At 38.8% G+C, this 15530-nt stretch carries 14 protein-coding genes; 13 read left to right on the top strand and 1 reads right to left on the bottom strand.

Going from position 1 to position 15530, the window contains the following annotated elements:
• The first annotated feature begins 41 nt into the window (after positions 1–41).
• The 11 genes from RUH74_RS10740 (at position 42) to RUH74_RS10690 (ending at position 12529) form a co-directional block, all read left to right on the top strand.
• Positions 42–725 carry a cyclase family protein gene (locus RUH74_RS10740; RefSeq protein ID WP_313800297.1) on the top strand — a complete coding sequence of 228 codons (684 nt, stop codon included), beginning with the start codon at positions 42–44 and terminating at the stop codon, positions 723–725.
• A gap of 106 nt (positions 726–831) precedes the next feature.
• Positions 832–1446: a DUF1989 domain-containing protein gene (locus RUH74_RS10735; protein WP_313800296.1), complete on the top strand. Its 615-nt coding sequence runs from the start codon at positions 832–834 to the stop codon at positions 1444–1446.
• The gene (locus tag RUH74_RS10730; protein WP_313800295.1) at positions 1446–2615 is read left to right on the top strand and encodes a M20 family metallopeptidase; all 1170 of its coding nucleotides are present in this window, start codon (positions 1446–1448) and stop codon (positions 2613–2615) included. The genes RUH74_RS10735 and RUH74_RS10730 overlap by 1 nt, the downstream gene beginning before the upstream one ends.
• On the top strand, positions 2612–3949 hold the full coding sequence (locus tag RUH74_RS10725) for a 5'-deoxyadenosine deaminase (RefSeq protein ID WP_313800294.1): 1338 nt from the start codon (positions 2612–2614) through the stop codon (positions 3947–3949). Before RUH74_RS10730 ends, RUH74_RS10725 begins: the two co-directional genes overlap by 4 nt.
• A gap of 87 nt (positions 3950–4036) precedes the next feature.
• Positions 4037–4450 (top strand): CoA-binding protein, encoded by a 414-nt coding sequence (locus RUH74_RS10720; RefSeq protein WP_313800293.1) that lies wholly within the window; start codon positions 4037–4039, stop codon positions 4448–4450.
• A 371-nt stretch (positions 4451–4821) separates the two neighbouring features.
• Positions 4822–6798, top strand: coding sequence for a DNA topoisomerase IV subunit B (gene parE / locus RUH74_RS10715; protein WP_313800292.1), 1977 nt, complete (start codon positions 4822–4824; stop codon positions 6796–6798).
• Entirely contained in the window at positions 6798–9245 is a 2448-nt protein-coding gene (gene parC, locus RUH74_RS10710; RefSeq protein WP_313800291.1) for a DNA topoisomerase IV subunit A, read from the top strand. The genes parE and parC overlap by 1 nt, the downstream gene beginning before the upstream one ends.
• Before the next feature lie 168 nt (positions 9246–9413).
• Positions 9414–10841: an alanine/glycine:cation symporter family protein gene (locus RUH74_RS10705; protein ID WP_313800290.1), complete on the top strand. Its 1428-nt coding sequence runs from the start codon at positions 9414–9416 to the stop codon at positions 10839–10841.
• Between the two features lie 116 nt (positions 10842–10957).
• The gene (locus RUH74_RS10700) at positions 10958–11707 is read left to right on the top strand and encodes a hypothetical protein (protein WP_313800289.1); all 750 of its coding nucleotides are present in this window, start codon (positions 10958–10960) and stop codon (positions 11705–11707) included.
• Between the two features lie 85 nt (positions 11708–11792).
• Positions 11793–12272 carry a staygreen family protein gene (locus RUH74_RS10695; protein ID WP_313800288.1) on the top strand — a complete coding sequence of 160 codons (480 nt, stop codon included), beginning with the start codon at positions 11793–11795 and terminating at the stop codon, positions 12270–12272.
• Positions 12273–12394: 122 nt separating this feature from the next.
• Entirely contained in the window at positions 12395–12529 is a 135-nt protein-coding gene (locus RUH74_RS10690) for a hypothetical protein (protein ID WP_313800287.1), read from the top strand.
• Between the two features lie 40 nt (positions 12530–12569).
• On the opposite strand, the gene RUH74_RS10685 is transcribed toward RUH74_RS10690, so the two are convergent.
• A complete protein-coding gene (locus RUH74_RS10685; RefSeq protein ID WP_313800286.1) occupies positions 12570–13451 on the bottom strand; it encodes a LysR family transcriptional regulator in 882 nt (293 codons plus the stop codon).
• Between the two features lie 217 nt (positions 13452–13668).
• Between RUH74_RS10685 and RUH74_RS10680 the strand changes: the two genes are divergently transcribed.
• Positions 13669–14286, top strand: a complete 618-nt coding sequence (locus RUH74_RS10680) for an ankyrin repeat domain-containing protein (RefSeq protein ID WP_396229994.1) — start codon at positions 13669–13671, stop codon at positions 14284–14286.
• Positions 14287–14311: 25 nt separating this feature from the next.
• A complete protein-coding gene (locus RUH74_RS10675) occupies positions 14312–15529 on the top strand; it encodes an amidohydrolase (RefSeq protein ID WP_313800348.1) in 1218 nt (405 codons plus the stop codon).
• Position 15530 lies beyond the last annotated feature (1 nt).

Genomic DNA, 15530 nt, shown 5'->3' with positions numbered 1-15530 from the left:
ATTGCATTTTTACTAGAAAAAACAAGTGAGAGGAGATTTTCATGGGCGTCAAATTAGTCGATCTGACACAAGAAATCTATCATGGAATGCCTGTCTTTCCCCTTCATCCTACTACGATGATTTTTCAAAATATTACCCATGAAGAAACCGAGAAAAGGATTGGCTTCCCTTTTGCTACGAACAATTTAATCATCAATGAGCATGGTCCTACTCACAGTGATGCTACATACGAATTTGACCCAAATGGAAAATACATTGATGAGATGCCGCTAGAATATTTTTATGGGCCAGCTGTATGTTTGGATCTCTCTCATATTCCGGTTGATCGCTCCATCACAAGCAGTGATCTTGAATCTGCCCTAGCGCAATCTGGCCAATTTATAGAAAATGGAGACATTGTTCTCCTCTTTACAGGTCACTATAACCGCTCCTATGGAACGGATGAGTGGCTGACAACGTATACCGGACTTGATTATCAAGCGGCAAAATGGCTTGCTGATAAGGGAGTCGTCAATATTGGTATTGATGCACCTGCCATTGATCACCCAGATGATCCTAATTATTCAGGGCATCTTGTATGTAGAGAGTATGGGATAACGAATACCGAGAATTTATGCAATCTTGATCAGATTGCTGGGATGCGGTTCCTTTATTTTGGCCTGCCTCTTCGAATTAGAAAAGGAACAGGGTCTCCGATTCGAGCTGTAGCGGTATTTATTGAATAAGTAGTTGCATTATCAGGCCATTTGAAGAAAAAAATAAATCAGATAGATTGCAATAAAGTTTGTCATTTTATAAGGCACGAAAATAAATAGCGTGGCAGGTGATGAAATGTTTAATCAAGAACAGATTCGTGAGGAAATTATCATTCCTCCATACGAAGGAAGAAGTGCATTCCTGAGAAAGGGAGAAGAGCTCATTATTATTGATATGGAAGGCAAACAGGTTGGCGATTTTGTTTGCTTTAACCATGCCGATCCTAAGGAATTTGTTTCTCCCGTCCATATGAGGGCATCTTTAAGCAGCATCCGGTTAAAAACGGGTGATTATCTGTATAGCAACAGACGGCGCCCGCTTATGCAGCTCGTTGAAGATACGGTAGGGAAGCATGATTTCTTCTTTCCAGCCTGTGATTATTACCGCTATAAGATGGATTTTGGCCAGGAGGATCATCCGAACTGTTACGATAACCTGCAAACAGCATTGAAAAAATATAACATCGATCCTCCAATTATACCAGATCCGATAAATCTATTTATGAATAATGTTGTAGATGATGTAGGCGATTACTATATTGCTGAACCGCTATCAAAGCCAGGCGATTATGTGAGGCTGAAAGCATTGGATGATATAGTCATTGCATGCACTACCTGTTCGCAAGACCTTGCGCCTGTTAATGGATGGAAGGTTACTTCGTTAAAAATGCAAATTGTGGAGGGGAACTAATGGATAATGTTCAGTTTCTCCAAAAACTGCTCCGCATTAATAGTTCAAATCCACCGGGGAATGAGCATGAAGTAACCAAGGCTTTTATCGAAAGGTGCAAGATGAATGATATGCCTTATAAAGTAACTGCTCTTGGAAATAACCGCAGTAATTTTGAGGTTACTCTGAATGGCACTGGTGATAAGCATCTCATGTTTTGCGGACATATGGATACGGTTTCTCCCGGGGAAACGGAATGGGGATATCCGCCTTTTTCTGGCGAAATTATTGGCGACAAGATTTTCGGCAGAGGCGCATCTGATATGAAAAGCGGTTTAGCAGCCATGTTTTTAGCTGTTGAATCCATTTATTTGGAAAAAGCAACTCCTTTACCAACGATTACGTTCCTTGCTACAGCTGGTGAAGAGGTAGACAGCTGTGGGGCAAGAGCGTTCCTAGAGGAAAATGAAAACCGTATTATTGATGCACTTGTAATTGGTGAACCAACGAATGAGAAGATCGTCGTCGGACATAAAGGTGCGCTTTGGCTAGAAATTACAACGTATGGAAAGACTGCTCATGGTTCAATGCCAGATCATGGGATTAATGCAGTCGATCACATGGTATATGTGATAAATGAATTAACTTCATTGAAATTAAGCTGGACAATAGCAAAAGAACCCCTTGGCAGCAGCAGTTTAGCTGTAACAATGATTGAAGGCGGCATCCAGACTAATGTCATTCCAGATCGCTGCACGATTCGAGTAGATATTCGTACGGTTCCTCCGCAAGCTCATGAAAAATTAATAAAAGAATTAAACAAAAAATTAGATAAACTTGTCGAGAATAATCAACTTTATGAATTTAAATTAATAAAAGTATTAGATCGGCCGTCCATTATTACATCATCAACATCCGCTCTTATTCAATGTGCCTTAGCAATAAAAGGAGAAACAGATGATCAATGCTTCGGTGTCTCCTATTATACAGACGGCGCAGTTCTCAATCCGAGAAGCGAAATACCAACTTTAATTTATGGACCCGGAGATGAAAAACTGGCCCATCAGCCAAACGAATCTGTTAACATCGATGCATTTTTACGCTCAATTGAATTTTATAAAAAACTGGCACTAACTTTTAACGAAAAAATGAATTGGCAAAAGAACCAGCTGCAAGGAGGAACGAAATGAGCAGCATTCTGATCAAAAATGCCGAAATTATAACGATGAATATAAATGAAGAAATCATGAAAGGTGATGTATATATTGTTGATGACCGGATTATAGAGGTCGGCAAAGATCTGTCCTATTCAGCTGATAAAATAATCGATGCGACTGACCGCACAGTAATCCCAGGATTTGTTCAAACACATATTCACCTTTGTCAAACATTATTTCGTGGGCAAGCCGATGATCTTGAACTAATGGACTGGTTAAAGCAAAAAATTTGGCCGCTCGAAGCATCACATGATGAAGAATCTATCTATTATTCGGCCATGCTAGGTATTGGTGAACTATTGCAAAGTGGGACAACAACGGTAGTGGACATGGAAACGGTTCATCATACTGAATATGCATTTCAGGCTCTGGCGGAAAGCGGTATTCGTGCCTTAGCAGGTAAGGTGATGATGGATAAAGGAAATGAAGTTCCTGTACGCTTACGTGAAAACACAAAGGCATCCCTTCAAGAAAGTGTAGATTTACTTGAAAAATGGCATGGGTATGATAACGGTCGCATTCAATATGCTTTTTGCCCAAGATTTGTTGTTTCGTGTACGAAGGAATTATTAACGAACGTAAGAGATCTTTCGGCTAAATACAAGGTTTGTGTTCATACCCATGCCTCTGAAAACGCAAATGAAATCCTGCTTGTCGAAAAAGAACACGGAATGCGAAATGTTGTCTATTTAGATCATATTGGTTTAGCAAATGAACGTTTGATTCTTGCCCATTGCGTATGGCTTGATGAGCAAGAAAAAAGAATCATTAAAGAGCGCGGCGTGAAAGTGAGTCATTGTCCAGGTTCTAATCTGAAGCTTGCCTCAGGCGTAGCTGAAGTGCCGTCCCTTCTTGACCATCAAGCACAAGTAAGTTTAGGTGCTGATGGAGCCCCGTGTAATAATAATCTGGATATGTTTAATGAGATGAGGCTAGCTGCCATCATTCAGAAGCCTGTCCATGGACCGACAGCAATGAATGCACGTACAGTCTTCCGAATGGCGACAATTGGAGGGGCCAAGGCAGTAGGTATGGAAAATGAAATTGGCAGCATTGAACCAGGAAAAAAAGCGGATATTGTCATCTTAAACTTAAATGATTTTCATGTATATCCTTCGTATGATATTGATCCAATTTCACGGATTGTCTATTCCGCCACAAGAGCAGATGTAGAATCAACAATTGTAAACGGGAAATTATTAATGGAAAATCGACAGCTACATACAATAGATAAGGCATTCATTTTAAAAGAGTCTAATGTGGCGATTAAACGGCTGATGAACAAGCTTGAAAATGTTGCATATTAGCACAAATGAAAAATATTTTTCAATGATTAGAAAATGAACCAACTTTTCGGTAAAATAAAGATAGACGAATATAAGGAGGTTCATAAATTGACAATTGAAATACCAAGCCGGGAGGAACTCGGAGTCATATTGAAAAAAGCAAAGAGAATTGCCGTAGTTGGTCTTAGCGGCAATCCTGAAAGAACATCTTATATGGTTTCTAAAGCGATGCAGGATGCTGGCTATGAGATTATTCCTGTCAATCCGACAGTTGACGAAGTATTAGGAGTAAAAGCAGTTCGATCATTAAAGGAAATAGATGGACATATTGATATTGTGAATGTGTTTAGACGTTCAGAGCACCTGCTACAGGTAGCTGAGGAATTTGCGGATGTTGATGCCGAGGTATTTTGGTCACAGTTAGGATGCATTAATGAGGAAGCTTATCATTTTCTTAAGGAAAAGGGCTACATAGTAGTGATGGACCGCTGCATCAAAGTAGAGCACGCCTTAACAAAATAAGCAAAATTGCATGAGATCGATTCTGATCTCATGTTTTTTAATTATTTTTCAAAAACGTTGAAATAAAAGGCTTAACACGTGAAAAAGACATGGCTGTATGAATGAGTTAACAGAGATGTCATTTGCCAAAACAGAATAAATAGATACAATAAACAATAGGAACCGATAAATATTATGGTAAAATAAAGAGATGGAACATCTGTTCTTCATGTTGATTTTTCCATATAAATAAAGGATATTTTTCTTTTTAAACGAATACATAAACGAGTGTTTAACTGTATACATAGAATAAAATTTTGTTTAGCGCAAAAGGTTTTCTATATACAAGCAAGTTGTTAACCTGCGTTCTTGGTAATGAAAGGGGTATGTTTGTGGCAAGGAGTCAAGAAACTTTTGATTATAATGATGATGCCATACAAGTGCTTGAAGGGCTGGAAGCTGTTAGAAAACGCCCTGGTATGTACATTGGCAGCACAGATGCAAGAGGTCTTCACCATCTTGTATATGAAATTGTTGATAATGCGGTGGATGAAGCTTTGGGAGGCTTTGGCGACCATATTACAGTCAAAATACATAAAGATAATTCAATTAGTGTAGTTGATAAGGGCCGGGGAATGCCGACTGGTATGCACCGCATGGGCAAGCCAACTCCAGAAGTGATTTTAACCGTTCTCCATGCCGGCGGAAAATTTGGTCAGGGCGGCTATAAAACAAGTGGAGGGTTACATGGTGTAGGTGCCTCGGTTGTAAACGCACTTTCTGAATGGCTTGTCGTCAAGATTAAGCGTGACGGAATTGTGTATGAACAGCGGTTTGAAGATGGCGGAAAACCAGTTACTACCCTTGAGAAGGTGGGCAAAACAAATCAATCAGGAACAACCATTCATTTTAAACCAGATTCATCCATTTTTTCTACTACTACATATAACTATGAAACCCTTTGTGAACGGTTGCGAGAATCGGCTTTTCTATTAAAAGGGATGAAAATTGAAATCATTGATGATCGAAATGGTGTACAAGACATTTTTCATTATGAAAATGGAATTGAAGCATTTGTTGAATACTTAAATGAAGAAAAAGATGTTCTTCATCCAGTTGTCAGCTTTGAAGGGCAGCATAACGAAATTGAGGTGGAGTTTGCCTTTCAATTTAATGATGGTTATTCGGAAAATGTTCTTTCTTTTGTTAATAATGTCCGAACAAAAGATGGTGGTACTCATGAAGCTGGATCAAAAACAGCCATGACTCGGATATTTAACGAATATGCGAGAAAAGTGAATCTTTTAAAGGAAAAGGATAAAAATCTTGACGGTTCCGATATTCGTGAAGGATTCACTGCGATCGTATCTGTGCGCGTGCCAGAGAATCAGCTTCAATTTGAAGGACAAACAAAGGGTAAGCTTGGAACGAGTGAAGCCCGCTCAGCTGTGGATTCCGTAGTATCTGAGCATCTTTCCTATTTTCTTGAAGAAAACCCGAACGTTAGTTCTTTGTTGATAAAAAAGGCAATTAAAGCATATCAAGCAAGGGAGGCTGCTCGAAAGGCGCGAGAAGATGCTAGAAGCGGGAAGAAAAGAAAACGATCTGAGGCTGTCCTCTCAGGTAAATTAACGCCAGCACAATCACGTAATCCTGAGAAAAATGAATTATATTTAGTTGAGGGGGATTCAGCGGGCGGTTCCGCCAAGCAAGGCAGAGATCGGCGCTTTCAAGCGGTATTGCCGCTAAGAGGGAAAGTCATCAACACCGAAAAGGCGAAATTAGCGGATATATTTAAAAATGAAGAGATTAACACGATTATTCATGCTGTCGGCGGGGGTGTCGGAGCGGATTTTAACATTGAGGATATCAATTATGACAAAGTCATCATCATGACAGATGCAGATACGGACGGAGCCCACATCCAAGTACTTCTTCTGACCTTTTTCTATCGTTATATGAAGCCTTTAATTGATGCAGGAAAAGTTTTCATCGCCTTACCGCCATTGTACAAAGTTAGCAAAGGTACAGGTAAAAAGGAAATCATTGAATATGCTTGGAGCGATGATGACCTTCAGGAAACGATTAAAAAAGTTGGAAAAGGATACATTCTTCAGCGTTATAAAGGATTAGGCGAAATGAATGCGGACCAGCTATGGGAAACGACAATGGATCCAGAAACTAGAACATTAATTCGAGTGAGAATTGATGATGCTGCTAGAGCGGAGCGACGTGTGACAACACTTATGGGAGACAAGGTTGAGCCGCGCCGTAAATGGATAGAATCGAATGTAGCATTTGGACTAGAAGAAGATGCCAGCATTCTTGAAAATGAGAATATTTCCGTATTAGAGGAGGGAAATGAATAATGAGTGCATCAGAAAAGTTTCGCGACCTCCCTCTCGAAGACGTCCTAGGTGATCGATTTGGCAGATATAGTAAATATATTATTCAAGAACGTGCTTTACCGGATGCACGTGATGGACTGAAGCCTGTTCAGCGCAGAATTCTATATGCTATGCATGTGGAAGGGAATACACATGAAAAAGGTTTTAGAAAGTCAGCAAAAACGGTTGGTAACGTAATCGGTAATTATCATCCGCATGGGGACTCATCTGTATATGAAGCCATGGTCCGAATGAGCCAAGATTGGAAAGTTCGTAATGTGCTCGTTCAAATGCATGGGAATAACGGTAGCATTGACGGAGACCCACCTGCAGCAATGCGTTATACGGAAGCAAGACTCTCAGCGATTTCAGCAGAATTGCTGAAGGATATTGAAAAAAGAACAGTTGATTTTATTCCTAACTTCGATGATACATCGGAGGAACCGACTGTGCTTCCAGCCATGTATCCGAATCTGCTCGTAAACGGTTCAACAGGGATATCAGCAGGTTATGCTACAGAGATTCCACCGCATCATCTGAATGAAGTGATTGATGGTGTAATTCATCGTATGGATCATCCAAATTGTTCCGTTGATGAGCTTATGGAGCATGTGAAAGGCCCAGATTTTCCTACGGGTGGGATCATTCAAGGGATTGAAGGGATTAAGAAAGCCTATGAAACAGGAAAAGGAAAAGTAATTGTCCGCGGAAAGGCAGAGTTTGAAGATATTCGCGGCGGCAAGAAACAAATTGTTATAACTGAAATTCCTTATGAGGTTAATAAAGCAAATCTTGTTAAAAAAATTGACGAATTTCGCTTAGACCGTAAAGTAGAGGGAATAGCAGAGGTCCGTGATGAAACGGATCGAACTGGTTTGCGCATTGTTATAGAGTTAAAAAAGGATGCAGATCCAGAAGGAGTCCTTCATTATCTTTATAAAAACAGTGATTTGCAGATTGCTTATAATTTTAATATGGTTGCTATCCATAACCGTCATCCCAAGTTGATGGGTCTTAGAGAATTGCTAGATGCCTATATTGGTCATCGAAAAGAGGTAGTTACAAGAAGATCTGAGTTTGAGTTAGAAAAAGCTCAGGCACGACAACATATCGTTGAAGGATTGATGAAGGCTCTGTCCATTTTGGATGAAGTCATTGCTGCTATCCGTGCATCCAAAGATAAACGGGATGCGAAGGACAATTTAATTTCGAAATTTGCATTCACTGAACCGCAAGCAGAGGCAATCGTTTCATTACAGCTTTATCGCTTAACGAATACTGACATTACCGCATTGCGCGCAGAGGCAGAAGAATTAGCCAAAAAAATTGCCGAGCTGACAGCCATTTTACAAAGTGAAAAAAAGCTGCATGCTGTTATTCAAAAAGAGCTAAAAGATGTGAAAAAGCGTTTTGCGGATGAACGTCGAACAAGAATTGAAGCTGAAATTGAAGAGATCAAAATTAATCTTGAAGTTCTCGTTGCCAGTGAGGATGTAATAGTGACTGTCACGAAGGAAGGCTATGTGAAGAGAACAAGTCCGCGTTCATTTGCTGCCTCAAATGGGCAGGATTTTGGCATGAAGGATTCGGATCGCGTGATTGCACAGCTAGAAATGAATACAACGGATGTACTGCTTGTATTCACAAACAAAGGTAATTATTTATATTGCCCTGTTCATTCCCTTCCAGATATTCGCTGGAAGGAGCTTGGTCAGCATATCGCCAATATCATTCCGATAGACAGTGATGAGACAATAGTTAAGGCACTGCCAATTAAGGAATTTGATACTTCCTCATTTTTACTCTTTGTAACAAAGAATGGAATGGTTAAGAAATCGGAACTGAAGGAGTATAAGGCTCAACGCTACTCAAAGCCTTTAGTTGCCATCAATGTAAAAGGCGATGATGAGGTTATTGATGTCTTTGAAACGGACGGTCAGAAAGAAATTTTCATATCTACTTATAATGGCTATGCCCTTTGGTTCCATGAGGAAGAAGTAAATATTGTCGGTACACGGGCTGCTGGAGTAAAAGGGATAAATTTAAAAGATGGTGACTTTGTTACTAGCGGTCAACTGATTGACCAAACGAAAGACCAATCAGTCGTTATTGTAACTCAACGCGGTTCAATCAAAAAAATGAAATTGACTGAATTCGAACGAACAACTCGTGCAAAACGCGGGGTTGTCATGCTGAGAGAATTGAAATCGAATCCTCATCGTGTAATCGGTTCTGTAATTGCAGCAAGTAAGGATGAAGTCTTTATTGAAACGGATAAAGGTCATATCGAATCAACAAAAGCAGCCAATTTAAGATTTAATGATCGTTATTCAAATGGTTCATTCATTATTGATGAAACAGAATATGGTCAGGTGACAGATGTTTGGAAAGTAAATGCTTTAGAAGAAGAGAATTCATCTAATGAGTAAAAAAATCCCCTGCTAATAGCGGGGGATTTTCTATTTTTTCGGAAGGAAAAAAATACAGGGAAAAAAATCGACTTGTCTATTATTTATTATTTTGATAGATTAAAGAAAGTAATATTATTTTGAAATAGTAAGATATCTATCTAGATCCGACAACAAGGGAGGAAAAGCATGGAATTGTTAGAATCGGTTATTGGGTTTTTGAATGACATCATCTGGACCTATGTTTTAATTGCGGTATTGATTATTTTAGGTCTATACTTCAGTTTTAGAAGCAAGTTTGTTCAATTTCGCTATTTAGGAGAAATGTTTCGTATTTTAGGCGATAAGTCAATGGTTTCCGCGGATGGGAAAAGAGGGATTTCTTCTTTTCAGGCTTTCTGTATTAGTGCAGCCTCACGGGTAGGCACTGGAAACATTGCAGGGGTAGCTACAGCAATAGCAGCTGGGGGACCAGGGGCAGTCTTCTGGATGTGGCTGATTGCCTTTTTAGGTGCAGCATCAAGCTTTGTAGAGAGCACACTTGCTCAAATTTACAAGGTAAAGGATAAGGATGGCTTCCGTGGCGGACCAGCTTACTATATGCAAAAAGGACTAAATAAACGCTGGATGGGGATTATTTTTGCTATTATTATTACGTTTTGTTTTGGTCTAGTGTTTAACTCAGTCCAATCCAATACCATTTCATTAGCCTTTAATGAGGCATTTGGAACAAGCCGATTAACAATGGGCATCATCCTTGCAATATTAACTGCAATTGTTATCTTTGGGGGAGTCAAACGAATTGCAAATGTCTCACAGGTGATCGTTCCAATCATGGCAGTAATATATTTAGCGGTTGCCATTATTGTGGTACTCATGAATATTACTCAGATCCCCGATCTTATTGTTATGATTGTTAAAGGGGCATTTGGATTTGATGAAGTACTTGGAGGTACAATTGGTGCTGCGATAATGATGGGAGTTAAACGTGGACTATTCTCGAATGAAGCAGGTATGGGTAGCGCCCCAAATGCCGCTGCTACTGCAGCTGTCAGCCACCCAGTCAAACAAGGTTTGATTCAAACACTAGGCGTGTTTGTTGATACCATTCTTATTTGTTCAGCAACAGCATTTATTATTCTCTTATATGGAGATTTTTCTACATCTGATCTAACAGGTATCCAGTTAACTCAAGCTGCAATGAGTGATCATATTGGATCTTGGGCACCAATATTTATCGCAGTAGCTATATTCCTATTCGCATTTAGTTCAGTAATTGGAAATTATTATTATGGAGAAACAAATATTGAATTTATAAAAAATAGCCGAGTTGCCTTATTCGTTTATCGTTTAGCTGTTGTGGGGATGGTAATTTTCGGTGCAGTTGTCGATTTAGCAATTGTTTGGAATCTTGCGGATTTATTTATGGGAATCATGGCATTAATAAACCTAGTCGCAATTGTTATGCTAGGAAAAATAGCCTTTGCTGCATTAAAGGATTACAAATCTCAGCGTAAAGAAGGAAAAGATCCTGTATTCTATGCTGATTCCATTCCAGGCTTAGATGGAATTGAATGCTGGGAGACAAAAGAAGAAGCATTGAAAAATAAAGGGTAACATGAAATGAAAAGCCTCCTGACTTTGTGAAGCAGGAGGTTTTTTCTGTTTCCCCTATTTATTCTTACATTATTTTTCCAAAAGTGGACATAATTAAGAATAAGGAGGTATTTTGAATGAGAAAAGAAATGATTTTAGCGCTTGCAGCTTTTTTCTTTATGACTCTTTCGATCACTGGGGTATATGCAGGTGAAAATAATAATAAATGGATTTCAATTTCTAAAGAATACGGCGATATAACTGGAGATGGAAAAGAAGACTTAATTGAAATAAAAGGGATTCCATATGAGGAAGGTGAGCAATTTTTAAAGGAGATTAAACTGCACATTTCAGCATCAAATGGGAAAGAATACAAAGCTGAATTAGATGGCGGTTATAATCCGCATGTTCAATTTGTTGATTTAAACCATGATGCCGTAAAAGATATTTACGTGAGCGTGGGGACAGGTGATAGCGGTGGAATAACGAATGATTACTTGTTTACATTAAAAGATTTTCAGCTCAAAGATTTGACAGTTCCTGATCCGCTTGTGATCAATGGTCAATTCCATAATGGCTATAAAGCCTCCATAATGATACAGGAAACAGGGAAATCAGTTACCTTTGATTTGAGGAATAGAGGATCTGAATATGAGAAAAGTGGCCTGTTTATAAATGGAAAACTCAGTGAACCTACAGAGTTAATGGTGGATACATTTTCTGTTTTAAAGCCAGTACTTATGGATGGTAAAAAACATGGATTAGTGGGAATTCAAGCAATTAGTGGTGCTTTCCACACAGACTGGATAGCGAATGTAGAATCTACATGGGTATATGAGAACGGGAAATGGATCGTAAAGGACACAAAAGTTATGGAAGGAAAATGATAGGAAAATGGGCATTAATCACGTTTTGAAGATGGTCTTCATAGACTATTAGAAATGGAGCTGAAATAAAAGGGGGTCGCATAGAATGAGCAACTGGGATCCGATGAGAATGAATGTCCTATATTTGCCTCCAGCTACTGAATTTCGACCAGTAGATCGTCGAAAATATACTTGGTCACAATCGAAAACAACAGGAGAATCATGTTTATCCATAGGCTATCATCATGACTTCAACATTATACAAGCAGAATACCGTGATGAGGTGCTTGCTGAATGGATACCGCAAATGGGTCAATACGTTCTTAGTGGAAAGATCTTTATTAGTGATGAATCATATGATGAAAAATATGCTCAAATTCGCTTCTTGATTTTTCAACGGGAGGCAAGATATGCATTAGCAGCTATGATTTATGGGGATCGGACGTTTTTCTCTAACTATCCTTGGCTGTTGGATTCACCGATATATATTCATTTCCAATCGAATTATAAAGACTATAATAAGATCATCTATTATGAAACTCCTCGCCAATATTTAAATGAAACAATGCAGCTTATAAGCACATAACTGTTCTTTAGTTAGACACAGGAGTGAATCCCTGTGTTTTTTTGTATATCGAACTTTTTAAGAAAAAATGGTATAAGGTTTGTAAACGGAAACAAGCTAGTGGCAAAGGGAGTGATTTTAAATTGGAAAAGAAAAGGGAAAAATCCTTTAATCTAAGCTATGAATCTGATGGGAAAATGGGAAAAAATAAGAAAGAAACAAATTTGAAAAAAAAAGACGCAGAAATATTTTTTAATAATACACAAAATAGTGAATGAGAAAGAAGCAGGTACTGCGTGTGCCTGCTTCTTTCTATGTTTATGTGTAAGTCCCCTTTTCTTTGAATAAATCAACAAAGTTTTGTGCGGCCTTAGATAAGGAATGATTTTTTAACCATATTAATCCTACTGGGGAAGATAAGTTTGTACTTGCAATTTTATATGTATTTATAGGGTATCCTTTATGGCGTAAAAGTACAGTTTCTGGAACAATAGATGTGCCAAAATCGGCTGAGATTAGATCGAGCAAAAGTGCAATATCTGAACACTCTCCAATGATATTAGGCTTTAAATGAAGTCGGGAAAATGCCTCGAAAATCAAATAATGTACACCTAATCCTTCCGTGCTTGGTAAAATAAGTGGATATTCGTGAATTCTTTCAAGCGTGGCTTTTTTATCGATTATTTTATATTTGTTGGATGTGACAAAATAAAACGGTTCTGTATAAAGGTGAAGGACTGAAAAATCATCCACATTAAGTGGCAATCGAATGAATGCCAATTCTATCGACCTATTTCTTACTAATTGGCAGAGGTGAAAGGATTCATTTTGAAGAATTTTATATGTAACTTTCGGATATTTTTCTTGAATCTCTTGAAGGATTTCGGATAACTTGGCTACAGAAAACGTATTAACGCCTATGGCTAACGGCCCACCCCCGTATCCAACTTCTTTCACTTCAATTTTTGCCTCTACCATTAATTGGGTCATTTGCAAAGCATATTTATATAAGATTTTTCCTGCGTTTGTTACTTGAAAATATTTTCCGCTTCTTTCTACTAGTTTCGTCCCAAGTTCGTCTTCTAATGTTTTCAATTGTTGGCTCAACGGGGGTTGTGACATATGAAGTCTTTCTGCAGCAGCAGAGATTTGCCCTTCCTCAACGATTGCTATAAAATATCGCAGCTGTCTTATGTCCATTTATTTAAAACACTCCTTTTTATTATATGAAAAAGATTAGTGAAAATAATTTTTTTAATATTTTTCATATAGTTAACCAAATGTTAGCATAATTGTATCGGAGGGAAAAGAAATGGTGAAATATCGAATATTTTTGGTCTTCATTTGTTTTGTGCTTCCTGCATGTCAGCCATACGAGGATCCACTCCAGAAATCAATAGAAATATACTCAGATGAAATGGAGATGAACACGTTGAATTCACACCAACAAATCATTTTATCAGCTGAAAAGGGGGACATTGAGAGAGTGTTGAAGCTACTTGATGAAGGTGTAGACATTAATGTGACGGATAGCAATGGAAGAACAGCCGTCATGGCAGCAACTTATAGTAATAAAGTAGAAATGGTTCGAACTCTCATTCAAATGGGAGCAGACGTTAATATTCGTGATAATAACCTGAATAACGTACTTTTATACGCAGGTGCTGAAGGAATGTCTGAAATTGTCAAACTTGCGATTGAGGCAGGCGCTGATCCTTCACTTACCAATCGATTTGGAGGAACTGCTCTCATTCCAGCATCTGAACGAGGACATGTCGAGGTTGTTAAACAACTTCTCACTCACACAGATATAGATGTAAATCATCTCAATGATTTGCATTGGACAGCCTTATTAGAAGCGATTATTTTAGGCGACGGGGGAAAGGAACATCAAAAAATCGTTCAATTGTTAGTTGACTATGGAGCGGATATTTCTATAGCGGATAAAGATGGGATTACACCGCTAAAGCATGCTCAAAATCGTGGATTCAGAGAAATAGAAGAAATCCTGCTTAACCATGGAAGTAACTATTAAAGGAGGGCAATCGAAAGTGATAAATATAGAAGAATACTGGTTAACTAATCTCAGATTAGAAGTTGATTACTACTATGAAAACGGTACCATCACAGGAACAAAAACAGAAATTTTCCATGTGAGAATTCAAGATGGAAAAGTACATGAAATTGTTTCAGCTGACAAGCAGTTAGAAACCCATTTACCTAGATGGGATGCAAATCAGTATTTAATGCTTCCATCCTTTAGAGATATGCACATCCATATTGACAAAACATATTATGGCGGACCTTGGAAAGCACCAACTGTTCCAACTAAGGGGATACTGACAAGGTTAGAAGAAGAGGAGGAACTGCTTCCGCGGTTATTGCCTGTCGCTGAGGAAAGGGCAAAAAAATTAATAGATTTACTCTTGCATGCGGGCTCTACCCATATACGTACCCATTGTAATATTGATCCCTTTATCGGCTTAAAAAATCTTGAAGCTACTTTACGGGCCATAGAGGCATACAAAAATAAAGCTTCCATCGAAATTGTTGCTTTCCCGCAACATGGCTTGTTACGAAGTCAATCTGCTTCACTTATTCGAGAGGCATTGCAAAATGGCGCCTCCCTAGTAGGTGGTGTTGACCCAGCATCCATAGATGAAAATATTGAAAAATCATTACAAACGGTAATGGAACTTGCAGTTGAGGCAAATGCCAACATTGATCTCCATATTCATGATCCAGGCCATCTGGGAATATTTACGTTTAAGAGATTGGCATCCTTAACTGAGGAAGCGGGTTGGCAAGGAAGGGTAACGATCAGCCATGCGTTAGCATTGGCTGATGTCTCTCATCAAGAAGCAGTCGAAGTTGCAGAATTGCTAGCTTATAATGGGATTTCCATTACATCCTCTGTTCCTATTAGAAGAACGATACCGATTCCTCTCTTACAGGAAAAAGGAGTAGAGATTTCATTAGGTGATGATAGTATAACCGATCACTGGTCCCCATTTGGAAAAGGAGACAGTTTAGAAAAAGCAGGTACGTTAGCAGAACGTTTTGGCTTGAGTGATGAACGTTCGTTAGGACAAGCATTAAGGTTTATTACTGGAGGCATAGTTCCTTTAAATAACGAGGGAGAGCAAGGTTGGCCGAAAGTAGGAGATGATGCTGATTTTGTTATCGTTGACGCGAGTTGTTCAGCTGAAGCAGTTGCAAGAAGAGCTAGGAGAGTCGCAGTATTCTTTAAAGGGAATGTAGTTTCCGGCTCATTATAAT

The sequence above is a fragment of the Cytobacillus sp. genome (assembly GCF_032154635.1).
In the GTDB taxonomy this organism is placed as follows: Bacteria; Bacillota; Bacilli; order Bacillales; family Cytobacillaceae; genus Cytobacillus.
This window is presented reverse-complemented; position numbering and strand designations above follow the sequence as displayed.

Excerpts from the sequence above, each read along its gene's own strand:
- RUH74_RS10735 (WP_313800296.1), top strand. The coding sequence starts at position 832 with ATGTTTAATCAAGAACAGATTCGTGAGGAAATTATCATTCCTCCATAC.
- RUH74_RS10705 (WP_313800290.1), top strand. The coding sequence starts at position 9,414 with ATGGAATTGTTAGAATCGGTTATTGGGTTTTTGAATGACATCATCTGG.
- RUH74_RS10695 (WP_313800288.1), top strand. The coding sequence starts at position 11,793 with ATGAGCAACTGGGATCCGATGAGAATGAATGTCCTATATTTGCCTCCA.
- RUH74_RS10700 (WP_313800289.1), top strand. The coding sequence starts at position 10,958 with ATGAGAAAAGAAATGATTTTAGCGCTTGCAGCTTTTTTCTTTATGACT.
- RUH74_RS10680 (WP_396229994.1), top strand. The coding sequence starts at position 13,669 with ATGGAGATGAACACGTTGAATTCACACCAACAAATCATTTTATCAGCT.
- parC (WP_313800291.1), top strand. The coding sequence starts at position 6,798 with ATGAGTGCATCAGAAAAGTTTCGCGACCTCCCTCTCGAAGACGTCCTA.
- RUH74_RS10685 (WP_313800286.1), bottom strand. The coding sequence starts at position 13,451 with ATGGACATAAGACAGCTGCGATATTTTATAGCAATCGTTGAGGAAGGG.
- RUH74_RS10730 (WP_313800295.1), top strand. The coding sequence starts at position 1,446 with ATGGATAATGTTCAGTTTCTCCAAAAACTGCTCCGCATTAATAGTTCA.
- RUH74_RS10725 (WP_313800294.1), top strand. The coding sequence starts at position 2,612 with ATGAGCAGCATTCTGATCAAAAATGCCGAAATTATAACGATGAATATA.
- RUH74_RS10740 (WP_313800297.1), top strand. The coding sequence starts at position 42 with ATGGGCGTCAAATTAGTCGATCTGACACAAGAAATCTATCATGGAATG.